General features: G+C 50.1%; 13 protein-coding genes and 1 tRNA gene. 3 read left to right on the top strand and 11 right to left on the bottom strand.

What is annotated here, in order from left to right:
* Window position 1: 1 nt before the first annotated feature.
* The 7 genes from BMZ56_RS02630 to BMZ56_RS02660 all read right to left on the bottom strand — a co-directional run bounded on the left by BMZ56_RS02630 (window position 2) and on the right by BMZ56_RS02660 (window position 9,971).
* Entirely contained in the window at window positions 2-925 is a 924-nt protein-coding gene (locus BMZ56_RS02630) for an ROK family protein (RefSeq protein ID WP_090623841.1), read from the bottom strand.
* On the bottom strand, window positions 922-1,650 hold the full coding sequence (locus BMZ56_RS02635; RefSeq protein WP_090623843.1) for a galactosamine-6-phosphate isomerase: 729 nt from the start codon (window positions 1,648-1,650) through the stop codon (window positions 922-924). The genes BMZ56_RS02630 and BMZ56_RS02635 overlap by 4 nt, the downstream gene beginning before the upstream one ends.
* 2 nt (window positions 1,651-1,652) lie before the next feature.
* A complete protein-coding gene (locus BMZ56_RS02640) occupies window positions 1,653-2,468 on the bottom strand; it encodes a 3-keto-disaccharide hydrolase (RefSeq protein WP_090623846.1) in 816 nt (271 codons plus the stop codon).
* Window positions 2,469-2,506: 38 nt separating this feature from the next.
* On the bottom strand, window positions 2,507-4,048 hold the full coding sequence (locus tag BMZ56_RS02645) for a Gfo/Idh/MocA family protein (protein ID WP_090623849.1): 1,542 nt from the start codon (window positions 4,046-4,048) through the stop codon (window positions 2,507-2,509).
* Between the two features lie 21 nt (window positions 4,049-4,069).
* Window positions 4,070-5,629, bottom strand: coding sequence for a RagB/SusD family nutrient uptake outer membrane protein (locus BMZ56_RS02650; RefSeq protein WP_090623852.1), 1,560 nt, complete (start codon window positions 5,627-5,629; stop codon window positions 4,070-4,072).
* Window positions 5,630-5,640: 11 nt separating this feature from the next.
* On the bottom strand, window positions 5,641-8,835 hold the full coding sequence (locus tag BMZ56_RS02655; RefSeq protein WP_218146440.1) for a SusC/RagA family TonB-linked outer membrane protein: 3,195 nt from the start codon (window positions 8,833-8,835) through the stop codon (window positions 5,641-5,643).
* Between the two features lie 119 nt (window positions 8,836-8,954).
* Entirely contained in the window at window positions 8,955-9,971 is a 1,017-nt protein-coding gene (locus BMZ56_RS02660; RefSeq protein WP_090623855.1) for a FecR family protein, read from the bottom strand.
* 129 nt (window positions 9,972-10,100) lie between these two features.
* On the opposite strand from BMZ56_RS02660, the gene BMZ56_RS02665 reads away from it, so the two are divergent.
* A complete protein-coding gene (locus tag BMZ56_RS02665; protein WP_090623858.1) occupies window positions 10,101-10,802 on the top strand; it encodes an SMUG2 DNA glycosylase family protein in 702 nt (233 codons plus the stop codon).
* Here the strand turns inward: BMZ56_RS02665 and BMZ56_RS02670 are convergent.
* Together BMZ56_RS02670 and BMZ56_RS02675 are read right to left on the bottom strand one after the other, a co-directional pair.
* Window positions 10,780-11,328 carry an RNA polymerase sigma-70 factor gene (locus tag BMZ56_RS02670; RefSeq protein WP_143072822.1) on the bottom strand — a complete coding sequence of 183 codons (549 nt, stop codon included), beginning with the start codon at window positions 11,326-11,328 and terminating at the stop codon, window positions 10,780-10,782. The genes BMZ56_RS02665 and BMZ56_RS02670 overlap by 23 nt on opposite strands.
* A 175-nt stretch (window positions 11,329-11,503) precedes the next feature.
* Window positions 11,504-12,757 (bottom strand): DEAD/DEAH box helicase, encoded by a 1,254-nt coding sequence (locus BMZ56_RS02675; RefSeq protein ID WP_090623864.1) that lies wholly within the window; start codon window positions 12,755-12,757, stop codon window positions 11,504-11,506.
* A 142-nt stretch (window positions 12,758-12,899) separates the two neighbouring features.
* On the opposite strand from BMZ56_RS02675, the gene BMZ56_RS02680 reads away from it, so the two are divergent.
* A complete protein-coding gene (locus tag BMZ56_RS02680; RefSeq protein WP_090623867.1) occupies window positions 12,900-13,520 on the top strand; it encodes a DinB family protein in 621 nt (206 codons plus the stop codon).
* Here the strand turns inward: BMZ56_RS02680 and BMZ56_RS02685 are convergent.
* A complete protein-coding gene (locus tag BMZ56_RS02685; protein WP_090623869.1) occupies window positions 13,492-14,469 on the bottom strand; it encodes an NAD(P)-dependent alcohol dehydrogenase in 978 nt (325 codons plus the stop codon). The genes BMZ56_RS02680 and BMZ56_RS02685 overlap by 29 nt on opposite strands.
* A gap of 347 nt (window positions 14,470-14,816) precedes the next feature.
* Between BMZ56_RS02685 and BMZ56_RS02695 the strand changes: the two genes are divergently transcribed.
* Window positions 14,817-16,961, top strand: a complete 2,145-nt coding sequence (locus BMZ56_RS02695; protein WP_090623877.1) for a S46 family peptidase — start codon at window positions 14,817-14,819, stop codon at window positions 16,959-16,961.
* Window positions 16,962-17,409: 448 nt separating this feature from the next.
* Here BMZ56_RS02695 and BMZ56_RS02705 read toward each other — a convergent pair.
* Window positions 17,410-17,482: transfer RNA gene (locus BMZ56_RS02705), tRNA-Phe, on the bottom strand.
* Window positions 17,483-17,652 lie beyond the last annotated feature (170 nt).

The raw sequence follows: 17,652 nt of genomic DNA on the forward strand, positions 1-17,652 counted from the left end.
TTTAGCCAAATACAAGCGTAGCTGCCCCTAAAAAGCCGGCTTTGTTTCCCCGCGAGGCAGCAACGATACGGGTAAAGCAGGAACTTTCTTTCATTGCGGAAGCATATACACGCTGGCGTATGGGGTCGATATAAGCGTCCCCTGCTTCAGAGATACCCCCGCCGATGATGACTCGTTGAGGTGCAAAGACGTGGATGAGGCTGACGATGCCTGCGGCGAGGTAACCCACATGCTGTTGCAGGGCGGCGACTGCTTCTTTTTCGGATGCCAGGTAACGGTTGAACACATATTGCCCGTCTACGACGGCAGGCAGTGGCTTTTTGGCTGCTATTAATAAATCCCGGTACTGGTTTGTGAGGGCGGTCACCGAGGCATACGCTTCCAGACACCCGCGGGCACCGCAGGAGCAGGGTACCCCGAGGTGATCGATAATGATATGCCCGAGCTCGCCACCCCGGTGTTTATAGCCTCCGTACAACTGCTTGTTTAGAATAAGCGCCCCGCCTATGCCTGTGCCTACGGTTAGGAAAACGGCATCGGAGATATCCTCGCTGGTGCCGTAACGTACTTCGCCCAGGCCCATGAGATCGGCGTCATTGGCTACATATACGGGTAGCTGGGAAAAATTGTTTATCAACGATTCCAAATTGACGTCATTGAGTTCCGGTAGGTTGTTGGCAAAAAGGACAACCCCCTGGTCTACAATAGACGGTACACCAATTCCAACGCCAACGACGGATCCATTTGCCGCGGCGGCACGGTTTTGCAGATCGGCTACGATTTGTTTCAAGCTGTCCGTGACTTGCGGATGCTCGCCCGAGGCATTAACGGCTTTTATCGATTCATATTCAATGGCTCCCGAACGATTTACCAGTGCATATTTGATTCGGGTACCTCCTACATCAATGGCGATTGCGTATTTCATGTAAGTTTTTCAAATGAGACAGCCTGCCGGTCGATCAGGCAAAATGCATTGGGATGTAACGATAAAAAAGAGGCCGGAAGGTGACTCGTGATTTTTCCGGAAAATAGGTCCCTTGTTGCTTTCTCCTTGTGTTTACCGGTGATCAGCAGGATAATCTGTTTTGCCTGCAGGATGTCGGCCATACCCAGGGTATATCCGTAGGCTGGTTTCGCTGTCATGTCGGCCACCATGGCATGCTGTAGGGATTGGCCGGATAGTTCGGCCACGTGGCAAGTGGCCTGCAGACCGTCTGACGGCTCGTTGAAAGCAATGTGGCCGTTCACGCCGAGGCCCAATATGCACAGATCAATGGGGCCGGAACGGGAGAGTTCCTGCTGGATGCGGGTGCATTCTTTGGCCGGATCTGCCGCGTCGCTCTGGAAGGCTAGGTAACGATCGCGGCTGATGCCCAAGGGTTTTATCAGCTGAGTCTGTAAATATGTTTCACAGCTTGCCGGATGGTTTGGGGGAAGACCACCCCATTCGTCCAGTTTAATGAGCTTCATCTGGGCGAAAAGCCCGGGACGTTGCCCCGCTTCGTGATGAAGCAGGGCGTACGTCCGGCTTGGCGACCCTCCGGTTGCCGCACAAAGCAGGGAGTCCGGTTTCTGCGCCAACTGTGCCGTAATAGCGTCGCAGGCCCGTTGGCTCATGGCTTCCTGACTATCGTAATAGGAGATGTACATGATTATTGGTCTAAATCTTTAATGCGGATGTTGCGGAAACGAACGCCGTATCCATGGTCCTGCAAACCGATGTAACCCGGATTTTTGCCGCAATCGAGCATCAGTTCGTATGCATCGGGACATTTTTCCGGATCGTTGCTGAATTTGCTGAACTTGCTTTTGTCGACCAGCGCTTTCCAGACGGGGGTGCCAAGTTTGAAATCAAGAACCAGTGTGTCGTTCATGTAATGGTATACATGTTGTTTATAAAGCACGATTTTGGTATGGTTCCAGTTTCCATAGGGTTTGACAGGCTGGGGTACCGGAGGGATCATATCGTACACGGCGCCGGCCTGCCGGTTTCCGCCTACACCTTGCCAGGCATCGGGCATGTTTTCGTTGTCAAGAAGTTGGTATTCCGGGCTGGAATAATAAATAGGCTTTCCCTTGACTTCTTGGGCGGTATAGAAGATGCCGCTATTGCCGGCCTTATCGATTTTCCAGTCGATCTCCAGTATAAAATTTTTGAATGCCCGATCGTAAATGAGGTCGCCACCCTCGGGGTTTACCGTGCTTTCGCTGCCTTTGAACGTGATGTTTCCATCGTCGACCACCCAACCGGCGGGAATGCTGTCCATGCAATACCCTCGCCATCCGGCAAGCGTTTGCCCGTCAAACAGGGTGAGCCATTCGCCGCCCTCGGGTACCGCTTCTTCCGCACAGGGAGTTTCCGGCTGATCAGCTGTTTGATTGTCGGCTGTTTGATTCGCTTGTTGGGTGCATGCACTCAAGGATAGCACGATCAGTGCCATGCCGGTGATATAATTTATCTTGTTCATTCAGAAAATAATTTATTAACGATTGTTTACCATCGGTTTTACAAAGTTAAGGCTTCCCATCCGTTCCGATAGGTGCGTTTGACAAATTGGTTTGCCTCGGGAAAATTGGTGATCTGCATGTTGGGGCCGTCCCATAGGTAGGTGATGTTCCTGCCGGGATACCGGTAGGTTTCCATCTCACCGTAAACGGCGTCGTTACGGCTTGTTTTGGTGCGGATGTTATAGCCACGCAGAATCAGGTTGCCCATGAGAACCGCTTCGGTAAGCGGACCGGCGTAACCTTCAAAGGGCGACTCGACGTTCGCTTTATCGTAACCGGCGATGCATGAATCGATCCAAGCCCAATAGTGTCCGTTGGTACCTCCCGGGACGCGCGGGTATTTTTCGGGGATGCCGACGTCTTTGGCAAACAGGGGTTTTTTGCTGCCATTTTTTTGCCATAGCCGGGGGTCTGAACCACCCCAGCCACAGGAAATTTTGCCCTTTGTGCCGACAAACACGGTAGCACCTTCCACGTCGTGCGGATCGAGATCGCCCATGGCATTGGTGAGATCGGCATTCGGATCGACTTCTTCGGGCCGTTCGGGCATGATGCCGCCATCCATCCAATACAGGGAAAGATCCTGCCCATTCTGCTGCTTGAACTTGAAGCGGATGGAACTGGCCACCGGGCCGCTTTCGGGATAATAGGCCTCTTTAAATATGCCGGTAAACTGGTTGGTTACGCTGCAACTCACTTCGCTGGGATAGTTGAGACCCAGTAATTTGAAGGCCGGTCCGATGATATGGCAGCCCATGTCGCCCAGTGCACCTGTACCAAAAGCCCACCAGCCGCGCCAGTTGAAAGGGACGAGGTTTTCGATGTAGTCGGTATATTCGGCGGTACCCAGCCAAAGGTCCCAATTGAGGGCTTTGGGCACGGGAGCTTTGGCAGCAGGCCAGGGGATGCCCTGTGGCCATACCGGGCGGTTGGTCCAGCAGTACACCTTTTCGATATCGCCGATGAGATCGGCGTCAAACCATTCGCGCATGGTTTTCATGCCGTCGCAGGAATTACCCTGATCACCCATTTGGGTAACCACTTTGTTTTTTTTTGCGGCTTGGGTAAGGATCCGGGCTTCGTAAATGTCGTGTGCGAGTGGTTTTTGCAGGTACACATGTTTGCCCACGCGGATGGCGCCGAATGCTTGTACTGCGTGATTGTGGTCGGGCGTGGAGATGCAGACCGCGTCAAATTTATCGCTGGCTTCGTCATACAGTGTACGCCAATCTTCAAAAAACGTAGCTTTGGGATATTTTTTCCGGGCATCGGCCGCCATGCGGGCATCTACGTCGCACAGACAGGCGATTTCAGCATTTTTTTTGGGTGTATTCATCAGGCTGCCGAGATCGGACGCCCCCATGCCCCCGCATCCGATCTTGGCGATGTAGAGTTTATCACTCGGCGGTACATGGCCGAGGCCGGCGATGGTATGGCTGGGCAAAATGGTCAAGCCGGCGATGCCTGCCGCGGTGGTTTCCAGAAATTTCCGACGCGAGATACCGGTCGGCGGAGTCTGTTGCTTTGTTGTCTGTTCCATACGTGTCGTTTTATCAAGTTGTTAAAAGCCCGGGTATCCCGGATTCTGGGTAAGCTTATTGTTTTTCTGCCATGCCGTGAAGGGTATGGGCAGCAGTTTGCGGTAACTTTCGGTTACATAAGGCTTCATGAACTTGGGTTGCAGGAAGGTGCCGAAGCGGATCATGTCCTGGCGTTCCGTAAATTCATAGGCCAGCTCAAAGCGCCGTTCCTGATACACATTGTCCAGGGTGAGCGCACTGTAATTGTGCTGGGAGTTGCCAAAGGCACGCTGACGTATTTCATTAACCAGCGGCAGTGCTTCGGGTGCCCGCCCGAGGCCTACCAGTGCTTCTGCTTCCATGAGGTACACATCGGCCAAGCGGAAAATAGCCACATCATTTTCCATATCGGTATTGGCCATTCCCCGTTCAAATTGCCATTTTTTGATACGGGCACCGTCTTCCTGGTTGACTTCGCCCCAGCCGGTAAGGTTGCCCGACGCATCCTCTTTTTCTGTGCCGGGAACAATGTTGAGGTCAACGGTATGGATCAATGGACGGTTGGCGGTGGTCATCAGCACTTCCCCGGTACCGGGGTCGGTCATGGGGCCGATGAGAAAGGTAGCTTCCTTGCGACTGTCGGCGTCGTCAAAAGCCTTTACAAAATCGGGCACACCGCAGATGCCGTTCCAGGTGGCTGCTTTAAAGCCCAACGCAATGGGATCCAGGTAGTGGAGGGTATAGAGGTGGATGGAATTGCCACCGTCGGTAGCACTGAAGCATATTGGCAGGATGATCTCGCGCGACGACTCGTTATGCACTGCGAAATTGGCCGTCCAGTCGGCCGTCAAACTGTATCCCAGTTTTTTTATTTCGTCACATTGCTCAATGACACCTAACCAGTTGGGCGTTCCCGTCCACTCTTCGGCATTGAGGTACATTTTGGCCAAAAGGGTGCGGGCGGCACCCTGTGTAAATTTGCCGTAACTTTCGTCGGAGACATCGTCGCGGAGTACGGGAATGATATCATTGAGCTCGTCTACGATGAATTGATACACCTGCTCACGTGGGGTGATGGCAGGCAGGGAGGTGTCTTTGAAATCGGTGACCAGCGGCACATTGCCGAAGTAGTCGATCAATTGATAATACCAGAAAGCCCTTAGCCCGCGGAGTTCGCCCAAGTAACGGGCCTTCAATTCAGGAGTCAGGAGGTCGTTGGTTTCGATAATGCTATAGACCGCGTTGACGGCCGTCAATCCGGCAGTACAATTGTCCCACAGTGTCTGCACGGAGTAGGAGCGGGCATCCCAGGTGTGCATGGTCTGTTCCATGTACATTCCTCCGTCCCACCAGTCGCCCCCTAATCGGGTGGGCGCAATCATGGCATCGGACGTCATGCCGGACATGCCCCAGGCACTGTCGTAGGGTTGTAGTCTTTTGAGGGACTTATAGGCTGGACCGATGATGGCATTGAGCTGTTCGGGTGTGGTGCCAAACGTATCTTTAGGCAGTTTATCGTATACGTCTTCACCCAGATCGGTGCAAGCAGCCAACAGGGCTACGCCCAGTAGGCAGGTTATGTGTTTTATTGTTCGTTTCATGAGATGAAGTTTTAGAAGTTAACACTTACACCGAGCGCAAACGTCCGGGCTTTCGGATAAAATTCGCGCGGTTCAATGCCGGGTGTCAATCCGCTATTATCGTCGATGGGCACTTCGGGATCCAATCCTTTATAGTCGGTGATGACAAACACGTTCTGGGCCGTGAAATATAAACGGGCGCCGTTGAGAATGTGGTCATTGAAGCGATAGCCCAACGAAAGATTATCCAAACGCAGGTACGAGCCGTTTTCAATGTAAAACGAAGAATAGCGGGGGGTGGTTTCCTGCAATTGATACGTAAGCGGGTCATCCAATGCATTGGTTCCCGGCAGGAATCCCGACTGCGCGAAGGCCATACGCGGTGCATTCAGAATGTCGTTGCCTATAGAACCGCGGAAGAACACCGATAGATCAAATTGTTTGTAACGGAACGCGTTATTGATTCCATAGAGTAGATCCGGTTGGGCATCACCGATATAATCCAGGTCGGCCGGATCCGAGATTTCACCATCGTCGTTCTGGTCGATGAAGATATATTTACCGTCTGCGTCGAGCCCTTCGGATCGCAATCCATAGAATTGACCGATGGGACGGCCGACTTCCAGCACATGGGTGGTTGAGCTGCCGCCGCGGATGAATACGCCTCCCAGCAAAATGCGGTCGGTTGTATAGATGGCATTGGACAATTTGGTGATCCGGTTTCGGTTGTGTGAAAGGTTGACCGATATGTCCCAGTTGAAATCGGGGTTTTGTATGGCGGCATAACCCAGGGTCAGTTCCACTCCCTTGTTGTCCATATCGCCTACGTTGGCCATGATTTCATCCATCAGATAGGGTGGGGTAGGCACCGGATAGGTATACAACATATCGGATGTTTTTTTGTCGTACCATTCGAGTTTCGCATTGAGGCGATTGGCGAACAGGGCGACATCCAGTCCAACATTCAACATGGCGGTTTGTTCCCATTTCAGGTCGGGATTGGCATTCTGGCTGATGCTGTATGCCGGAAGCCAGGCACCGTTATCGTAGTAGAGGCCATCCGAGCCGAACAGTTCCAATGTTTTATAGGGATCCAACCCGGATTGGTTTCCGGTGACCCCATAACCGATGCGGAGCTTCAGGTCGTTGACCCACGCCGTGTTTTGCATAAAGGGTTCTTCTGAGATATTCCACCCAACGGAGAGGGAGGGAAACGTACCCCATTTATGGTTTTTCCCGAATTTTGAGGAACCATCGCGGCGCACGGTGGCCGTAAGCAGGTATCGTTCCAAGTAATTGTAATTTAACCGGCCATAAAACGATATTAACCGGCTTTTATTCCGGGCAGACGTCGCATCGCCCACATGGATGTTTCGGCCGGATGCCAGGTCGTTCGGTCCGAGCAGATCGGTTATGTATCCGCGGGTCTGCGCCGCATGTGCCGCATATACCTGTTGTTCCCAGGAGTAGCCACCCAGCAGGTTTACTTTGTGGCTGCCGAATTGCCGGGAATAGTTGGCGGTCCATTCCGAGAGGTTCCGATCCGTGATCGTTCCGGAACGCAGCGCAAACCCGCCGTCGTTATAGCCAGCTTCCGACCCGATGCTGCGGTATTCGCTGTAATCTTCGTTGTTGCGGCTTTTGGTTAACAGGACTTTCAGATCGAGCCCTTCCACTGGTGTATAGGTAATGTTGGCGGTACCGTAGAAGTTGTTGATTTTGTTCTCATACGTGTTTTCCGCTTGGTTGCGAACCGGGTTTCCCTGGTCGTATTCACGGCTATCGTACCACGACCCGTCATCCAGCTTAATAGGCCGCACTGGAATCATGTTGTAGGCCAGCACAAAGTTGCGGGTATTGGTAGGGGTGTTGTCGGTCAGGGTTGCGGCTCCGGTCAGGTCAATCTTTAATTTATTATCCGCAGACCACTGGGTAAATTGCAGCCGGGCATTGTACCGTTCCATCGAATTATCGCGGGCAATGCCGTTTCGTTGCAGCATGGATACCGATCCGCGGTAATTATTGCGGGTACCGCCTCCGGATAGCGACACGTTATGATCCTGCTGTGTGCCTGTACGGGTAATGGCGTCGAACCAGTCGGTATTGGCGCCGAGGTCGAAGGAACTGCCGTCTTTGCCCGGCGTGGTGGACGTATATTCACGCCATTTCGTAGCTGACATCAATAGGGGTTTGTTGGCGAGCGATGAGATGCCAACTGCACCGGTATAGCTAATCTTCGGTTGGTTGGCGGTTCCCCTTTTCGTGGTAATCAGGATGACCCCTCCGGCCGATCTTGAACCGTAAATGGCTGCTGCAGAGGCGTCCTTTAATATAGATATGGACTCAATGTCCTGCGGTGCAACCGTGGTGATATCCGCACCCGGTACATTGTCGATGACGATAAAAGGCCCCTGATCGTTTTGTAGGGTTGAAATACCCCGCAGCCGTATGGAAGCATTGGCGGTCACATCGCCGGTGCCGGTATTGATTTCCAACCCAGCCACTTTGCCTTGCAGGAGCCGGGCTGCATCGTTGGAAAAGCCCTGGTTGAAATCCTTCGCGGTGATGTTAGTGACTGATCCGGTAATTTCCCGTTTGCTTAGGGTTCCGTACCCCACAATGACCACTTCATCGAGGTTCTGAACATCTTTTGCTAGTTTGATATGAAGATCAGTGTTCGTTTCTACCCGTATTTCCTGCGGCAGGTGGCCGAGATAGGAAACCTGTAATACGGAGTTGGTACCCGCAACTTCCATGGTGAAGTGGCCATTCTCATCGGTGCGTATACCATTAGTCGTGCCTTTTTCGACAATGTTGGCACCTACGAGCGGCTCATCGGATTCGTCGATCACGATTCCGCTGACGATTTTTTTTTGCTGTACCTGACTCGCTTGGTTTCCGTTTGTCTGACTGATAATGATATGGGTTTTCTCGATGTGGTAGGTAAATCCATTGGGCGAAAGTACCGTCTTTAAGATCTCGTCCAGGGAGGTGCGATCGGATGGTATGCTGATTTGTTGGGTCACATTTAAACGTGTCTGGTTGTAATCGACGGAAAGGCCGGTTTGTTGTTCGATCGCTTGAATGACGGTTTTTATGGTCAATGGACTTTCGGGTAAATGAATGGTCTGTTTTTGGGCCATTGCCGCACTGGAAATGCAAAGAAGGCCAACGGCAATGAATTCTTTTATATATGCGAGGTGGGTATAGATACCATTTATTTTCATAATTTTGGCGTATCAATTTTTAAAATTGGTTAGTTCACTCGGGTTCTTATTAAGAAATATCGAACGGATTAATTTAAGATACCGGAATGGGTTGTGGAAGATCTCTCCGGTATCTCTTTTTATTGGCTTACCTCCTTTCCTTTCTGATAGAGACGGATGAGTTGCCCGTCACGTTTATAGCTCATCTGGTTTCCAGCAATTTGAACCAATATGTGCAGGACATCTTCTATGGACTCGTTCGGTTTGATCCGAAGTGTATACTGATCGGTGTCTTTCAGGGTGGGATCTACGGCGAAGTGGATGCCGTAGCTACGTTCGAGCGCCGCCAGGATATCGTGTAACGTCTGGTGGTCGAAAAAGAGACCGCCTGTTGTCCACGAAGCGAAAGACGCGGCATCCACCGTGGCTTTGGTAAAGTTTTTATCCTTTTGTGAGTAACTAACCTGTTCGTTGGGGCGCATCAATTGCCCGCTGTGCGGATTGTTCTTTTCATAGACCTTGACGGCACCCGTTTCGAGCGTAACCGTTATCCGGTCGTCGGAGGGATAGGAGGTTACATTGAATTTGGTTCCCAGAACCTGCACCGCCAATGATTTTGCCTGGACAATGAATGGCCGTTGGGCATCGTTAGCTACCGAGAAATTGGCTTCACCCACCAGGTAAACGCTCCGTTCTTGTTTGCCGAATGCTTTCGGATAGACAAATAAGGTGCCCCCATTTAGCTGTACCGTGGTCCCATCATCCAGGTTGATGGTCCAGCGTTCACCATTGGGCACATAACAGGTAAGCATGTCCAATGTGCTGCTCTGCCGGTGGTCCATAATCATCCACACGGAGAATGCCGAAACGAGGGGTAATAGGAAAATCGCAGCATAACGCAGTAAACGTTTGGCTAGCGTTATTTTTACGACGTTGTTTTCCGCTTGCTCAATCTTGGCATAGGTGTCAAGCAAGGATGGCTCAACCGATTTTTTAGGGGTGCTTGGTGTGTTGTCCCATACTTGCTTCAGGGCGGCGTCCTTTTCGTCGGTTTCTTCGCTGTTGGCAAGCCAATACCGCACGGCATCACGCTGGTGGCTCGTTAACTTATTCGTTAACAAGCGTTGAAGTAGCTGATCGATGCGGTTTTGTTTCATTGCCTAGTTTCTCTTCCTATTGGTTTGTCTATATGACAACCCTAAGGAGAAACACACGTAGTCTTTTTTAAAAAAAAGTTTATTGCAGCACGTTTGCATTTTCTTTACCTTCGCTATCTCTTTACCATCATGGCCAGTACATTTGCTGATAAAATCATTACATTTAACCGGGGACTGCAGTATACCGGCGCCCTGCCTGACGGGTTTGGGGTAATGAATCCGTACCTGGACAACCCCGAGACGATGACGGTTATGCAGGCTTTTTACCAAAAATATTACAACGATTCCAATAAGCGGAAATTTATCATCGGCATCAACCCCAGCCGCCATGGCGCCGGGGTGACAGGAGTGCCTTTCACCGATACAAAGCGGTTGGAAAGTGTTTGCGGAATTAAAATGCTTTCTGCCCGCACGCATGAAGTTTCTTCGGTATTTGTGTACGATATGATCTCCGCGTGGGGTGGGCCGGACGAGTTCTACAAAAGGTTTTATATCAATTCACCTTTCCCCCTCGCTATTGTCCGTCATATTAAAGAAAATGACTGGCTGAACGCAAACTATTATGACGATCGCAGGCTTTTTGAAATGGTAAAACCCTTTATGGTCGCATCCATGAAAAAACACATCAGCCTGGGGTTGGATACGTCGGAAGTGTATATCCTTGGGAAAAAAAATGCGGAGTTTATCCATAAACTGAACAAAGAAGAAAAGCTGTTTGAAAAAGCAGTCGTGTTGGAGCATCCGCGTTACATTCAGCAATATAAATCCAAAGACAAACAACTGTATATTGATAAATACCTGTTGGCGTTCAGCGAGCAATCGCTTTCCTGATGTCGGCTAGCGCCGCTGAGATATGTGTTTCAACAGTGCGTTTGCTGATGTGAAGGTAATGCGCGATTTTCTCATTGCTCAGACCTTCTTTGCGACTGAGATTGAAAATGATTTTTCGTTTTTGGGGCATTTTGTCGATGGTCTGATTGATCAGTATTTCGAGGTCGTGAGCGGCTAGCACTTCCTCAAGCTTTTCGAACGACGGAATTTCCAGTGCGGTTGACAGCGACAGGTATTGACGTTTTGTTGAACGCTTGATGTGATTGTACAACGCATTTCTAGCAGCCGTATATAAGTAGGCATCCAGGTTTTCGATGTGTGCAAACAAGTCACGGTGCTGCCACAGTTTGACGAAGATATCCTGTGCAAGGTCATCAGCGACTGCCTCTTCATCCAGCAATCCGCCTAGGAAACGGCTTAATTTTGGGAAGAAGTGCTGGAATAACTCCTCAAACGCCTCCCTATTGCCATTGCTAAGCGCAAGTAATAGCCGTTTTTCATCCTGAATAAGCATTTGTCTGGGCACACCCTTTATTTCTACAGCATTGAACGCTTGAAGAATCAGTCAAGTTGTTGGTTTATAATTACGTATTCCAGCGTGAATGTTGCTGGCAAATGTAAGGGTATAAAAGGAGTATATCAAGAGCCCCTTTGCGTTTTGAAAATAAAACGTAAAGGGGCTCAATAATTTTAATGTACGCTTAAACCGCTGCCCGGTGATTGGAGTGCGGTCGCCGACGTTTCTTCTTGTTACGATTCGATTTCGCAGCTGAAGACGGTGGAACAGGACGCGCTGGCTCGTGCCGGTAGTCGACGAGATTATCCGGAATAAACGGATGATCTTCGACCAGCGGCAGACGTTGTTTGATCAGCTTGGTAATCTGCCAAAGATATTCCAGTTCCTCTGGATCACAAAAAGACCATGCCCTGCCGCTTTCACCCGCCCTTCCGGTGCGTCCGATGCGGTGGACATAGGTTTCCGGCTCGTTGGGCAGATCGAAGTTGATTACGAGCTGCAGCCGGTCAATGTCGATTCCGCGTGCGGCGATATCAGTGGCTACCAGCACCTTAATGGTACCGTCTTTGAAGGATTTCAATGCCTTTTGCCGTGCCTGTTGTGATTTGTTGCCGTGGATGGCGGCGGCGCTGATGTTTGCTTTGGCCAGTTTCCGGACAATTTTATCGGCTCCATGCTTGGTTCGTGAGAAGACCAATACATTTCCGTCTTTTTCGCCGTGCACCAAATGGGAGAGGAGCTCTACTTTATTTGCTTTTACCACCGGGTAAATGGCCTGCTGAATCGTATCCACGGTGGAAGATACCGGTGCGACAGCAATCCGTTGGGGATTGTTCAAAATAGCATTAGCCAGATTTTCTATTTCTGATGGCATGGTGGCCGAAAACAACATGGTTTGACGTTTTTCCGGAATTTTGCCGATTATGGTACGGATGTCTTTAATGAATCCCATATCCAGCATGCGGTCTGCTTCATCTAAAACCAGGAAACGTACCTGTTGCAGGGATAAAACCTTTTGGTTGAGCAAGTCGAGCAGCCTGCCCGGCGTAGCGACCAGTATATCAGGACGTTTGCGTAGCATGGCGATTTGGCTAACCGCCGATACGCCGCCGAATATAACGGCATGCTTAATGCGCGTGCGGCTTACGTATACGGCTATGTTTTCATCGATTTGAATGGCAAGTTCCCTTGTAGGGGCCAATACCAGCGCTTTTGGCCCCTGAAATCCGGTATCGGTTTTTGAGGTTAGCAGCTGCTCAATAATTGGCAGGGAAAAAGCCGCAGTCTTACCGGTTCCGGTCTGTGCGCATGCCAATACATCGTGGTGTTGGAGTATGGTCGGAATTGCTTGTTGCTGAATGGGGGTGGGGGTGTGGTAACCCGCAGATTCCAGTGCCTCTAAAAGGGGACCGGAAAGATTTAATGATGTAAATTGCAAAATATATCGTTTACTAGTGGCTGCAAAGGTACTGATAATTATCCGATTATTTTCTGAATGTCTTAGATGCCCATTCAATATGTCGCATCATACACCCGTAGGTTATCTGGTTTCTTTTTATTTTTGTGTAAAATAAAAGACTATGAAACGGTTACTTTTTTTGTTATTTACTGTATGTACGTTGGTAAATACGGTGATGGCGCAATCTGCTGCGCCAAGGACGCAGCATGACAAGGCATTTTTGCTTGATTATTATCAGCAAACATTCGATGCCCTTCAGCAGTCGGTGGAAGGACTGAGTGAAGCGCAGCTCGCGTTTAAATCGGCACCCGACCGATGGTCCATCAGCCAATGTTTGGAACACATTATCCAAACGGAACCGGCACTTTTGGTGTATGCGAAGAAAACGCTTGAACAGCAACCGAACCCTGAGCGGAAAGGTGACGTAAAAATGAGTGACGACGATGTGATTAAGGGAATGACAGACCGGAGTTTCAAGGCAAAAGCATCGGAAGAATTAAGCCCGAAGGAAGCTGGAACGTATAAAAACGCCAAGTTTGCGCTTAAAGACCTGAAAAAGCAACGCAAAGAATTGTTGGGCTATATCAAGGGGATTTCGGTAGACGACATGCGCAACCACATTGCCGATTCGCCGTTTGGCCCGGTTGATGGATATCACTCACTTCTCTATATCCCGGCACATACCGCACGGCATACGTTGCAGATTGAAGAGGTCAAAGCCGATCCGAATTTTCCAAAGTGATGACCACATTGCCGGTCTTTTGGCCGGTTTCCACGTACTGGTAGGCTTCGACTAACTGTTCAAGCGGATAGGTTCTGTCGATGACCGGTTTAAAGTCGCCGGATCCGGCAAGTTTCCGAATCATCAGTACGTCCGCCTGGTTGATGGTGGGCAGGGGAAACAAAACTTTCCTGCCGCCACCCATCGGGGTGAAAAGTGCCAACCATACGTTTTCCGAATTTCTGCCCAATTCAGTGGAGATATAGATTCCTTTGCTTTTCAGTAAGGGTTTACATAGGTGGAAAGAGCACTTGCCGACGGCGTCAAAGACAAAGTCAAAGCGATGCGTGGTTTCGGCGAAACGCTGGGTTTGGTAATCGATCACTTCATCTGCTCCTAAGGACGTGACTAATTCGACGTTCTTCGTATTGGAAACGGCCACTACATAAGCGCCGAAGTGCTTCAACAATTGTACGGCAGCCGAACCGATGGCTCCCGTTGCGCCGTAAACCATTACCGTGTCGCCCTTCTTAACCTTAGCTGCCCGGATGTTGCCAAGGGCATAATGACTCCCTTCGGTAAGCGGTGCCGCTTCGATATAGTTCATTCCTTCAGGAATCATGGCCAACGCGCCCGATGCCGCCATTACCTTATATTCACCATGCCCACCGAAATGAGTGTCGTCGTATCCAAAGACACGATCGCCCGGTTTGAAATTACTGACATCCCCGCCAACGGCTTCTATTTCTCCGGCAAACTCGCAGCCAAGTATCTTCGCCCTTGGTTTGAACAGGCCACTGAAGAAACGGACAATGAAATAGTTTGCGCTGCGAAAGCCACAATCCGTACGATTTACTGTGGTTGCATGTATTTTGATCAATACTTCACCCGCCTTCACCATCGGTATGTCGATTTCCTGTAACCGGACCACTTCAGGAGGACCGTATTGCGTATATACCATCGCTTTCATTCGCTGTTTTGATGTTCTCTTTACGTTGTGTAAAGTTACGCCATTGCGGGTTAATTTATTATTAAATCAAGCGGATTGTTATAGCGCTTATCATAAATGGATTGCCGATACAGGCATTCATCCGATCATTTGCGTGTAACATTTCTAAACCAAAGGCACATACAGTCGAAATTTGGTTCGGTTATTATCCCGGTATCCGTAGATTTGCGGCCAATGGGCACCGCGGGTTGGACTTGCGTCGTGATCCGGCGCGCAACGTGGACATTTCACCGTTACTTATTGAATAGGACAGACTGGAACTCACCGGAGCGTAAAAAGATTAGATTCAAAGATTTAGCATGTTTGTTATGAAGAAAATCATCGTTTTAATACTCGTTATCTCGATAAAGTTCAGTGCCGTTGCCGACGAAGGCATGTGGTTCTTAATGCATCTGAAGCGGCTCAATGAGCGCGATATGCAAAAGATGGGCCTCCAACTAACCGCCGAGGAAATCTACAGCATCAACCATTCCAGCATCAAAGATGCCATCGTACAGTTTGGCGGCGGATGCACTGCCGAGATCGTCTCTGGTCAAGGCCTGGTGCTGACCAACCACCATTGCGGCTACGGCGCGGTGGCCGAACTTTCCACTCCGGATAGCGATTACCTGACCAACGGATTCTGGGCGACAACCCACGAGGATGAGTTGAAACCGAAGGAGTTATCGGTACGATTTTTCGTGCGCATGGACGATGTTAGCCAGCGGATACTCGGCGTTGTGAATGATACGATGAGCGAGGCAGATCGCGAACGCGCCATCAACCGGGAGATTGCAAACATTGAAAAGGAGAATAACGAAGGGGGCAAATACACCGTTTCCGTACGTTCCTTCTATAATGGAAATGAGTATTATTATTTCGTCTACCAGGATTTTCCCGACGTGCGTTTGGTGGGAACGCCGCCAAGCAGCATCGGCAAATTTGGCGGCGATACCGACAATTGGGAGTGGCCGCGACATACCGGTGACTTTTCCCTGTTCCGAGTATATGCCGATCGGAACGGCAATCCGGCGCCATATTCTCAAGACAATATACCGCTGAAGCCGAAATACCACCTCAAGGTGAGCCTGAACGGCTACACTGAAAACGACTTTGCGATGATCCTGGGCTATCCCGGCCGGACCAATCGTTGGATGCCTTCGGGCGGCGTGGACCAGAATGTGAAGTATGCCTATCCGGCTTGGGTAGAGGCGTCCAAAGTTGGTATGGACCAGATGAAGAAATACATGGACGCGAAACCGAAAGTCAAACTCCACTACGCCTCCAAATATTCCCAGGTTGCGAATTATTGGAAGAACCGCCAGGGGATGATCGATGCACTTGTCCAACACCGTACCGCCAGCATCAAAGCTGTTGAGGAAGCACAGTTCGATGCCTGGGCCAAGAAGCGGCGCAACCGAGCGCGCTATGGATCCGTCATGGACGACATCAATCAATATTATAAGGAAACCGACTTGAAGGCCCGGCACGACAATTACCTGACGGGATTACTGCGGTCCAGCACCTTTGCAGCTCTGCCTTATGCACTGGGTAACGCCCTCGCATATTACGCGGCCCAGAATGAAGCTAAACGGAAAGAGGTGTCCCAGCAGATCACGACCAATTTGGACGACACCTATGACAATCTGTACTTGCCTTTGGAGCGCGATGTGTTGGCGTCCCTGCTGAACCTGTACGCCGAGAAAGCAACGGAAGGGGAAATACCAACGTATATCGATTCCCTGTACCAGCACCATAACCGGGATCTTTCCGGTTATATTGATGTGGCTTTCGAAACCAGTCTGTTTGCCTCCCGCGACCGGGTCGACGCATTCCTCGCTCAACCCGATACGCTCGCATTGCAACAAGATCCGCTGTACCTACTCTCGACCGCACTGCTTACCCGCTATCGGCAAACGTCGCCCGAAGAGCAAGAGCTTCAGGGACGCTTTCAGCGGGCCTACCGCCTGTACGTCGAGGGAACACGCAAGCGGAGTCCGAAAAAGAAGTACTATCCAGACGCTAACAGCACATTGCGGCTCACCTACGGCAAAATTAATCCGCTGCCCCCTGATCCCCGTAACGATGCCAGTGCTAACTATTTCACAACATTGAAAGGGACCATCGCTAAGTACCAACCCGGCGATCCGGAGTTTGACCTTCCGGAACGTTTACGGAATTTATACGAAAGCCATGATTACGGTCGTTATGCCGATCACGAAGGCAACTTGCCTGTAAATTTTCTGACGGACAATGACATTACTGGCGGGAATTCCGGCTCGCCCGTACTTAACGGCAAAGGCGAGTTGATCGGCATTGCGTTTGATGGAAACATCGAGGCAATGGCTGGCGACGTGATCTTCGATACCGAGCTCCAGCGCACCATCGCGGTCGATATCCGCTACGTGTTGTTTATTATTGACAAATTCGCCAATGCGGGCCATCTGGTCGACGAGCTGACGCTGGCAGATTAAAGTTTGGATCGGAACCCGTTATCTAACGGACCTTGTTCTAGGGCAAGCGCAGGACATGAGCTCCGGATCAACAGGCTTACGGGTGAAGTTTTGTTTTTAATCTGCATAGTAATAACTTACGAACAGAAAAGGAGCAAATGATGGAAACTAAAAGCTGGAAAGACATCAAGGATAGTGTTTACGGTACCAAGAATACCGAAAGGAGGGATGCACTGGAAAGAAATTTCAACGGCTTCAAGGTCGGCTTGTAGCTTAGGAAGGTGAGGGAAGATAAACACCTCATCCAGCCGGACGGGGTTTCTTTTTCGGTTAAAATTTACAGCCTCACGGCTATGATCCAAAGGTACGGAATTATCGCCGGAAACAGGCGGGGCGGTTTAAACCGACAACGAAACCGACAACATAAAAAGTAAAAACCCCTCATACATTACGTATGAAGGGTTTCTTGTGGTACCAGCTGGAATCGAACCAGCGACACAAGGATTTTCAGTCCTTTGCTCTACCAACTGAGCTATGGTACCTTTTTTTTACGGGTGATTACCACCGTTTTGGGACTGCAAATGTAGCGCCTTTTTTCATTTCAGAAAACTTTTTTTGAAAATTGTTTACCAATTTTTTCCAAGCTGCTGATTACGTTTGGGATAAAATGACAACTTCAAAACAATGTGGTAAATAAAATAGGTGTATCTTT

Origin of the sequence: Parapedobacter indicus (assembly GCF_900113765.1) — a bacterium.
Lineage (GTDB): Bacteria > Bacteroidota > Bacteroidia > Sphingobacteriales > Sphingobacteriaceae > Parapedobacter > Parapedobacter indicus.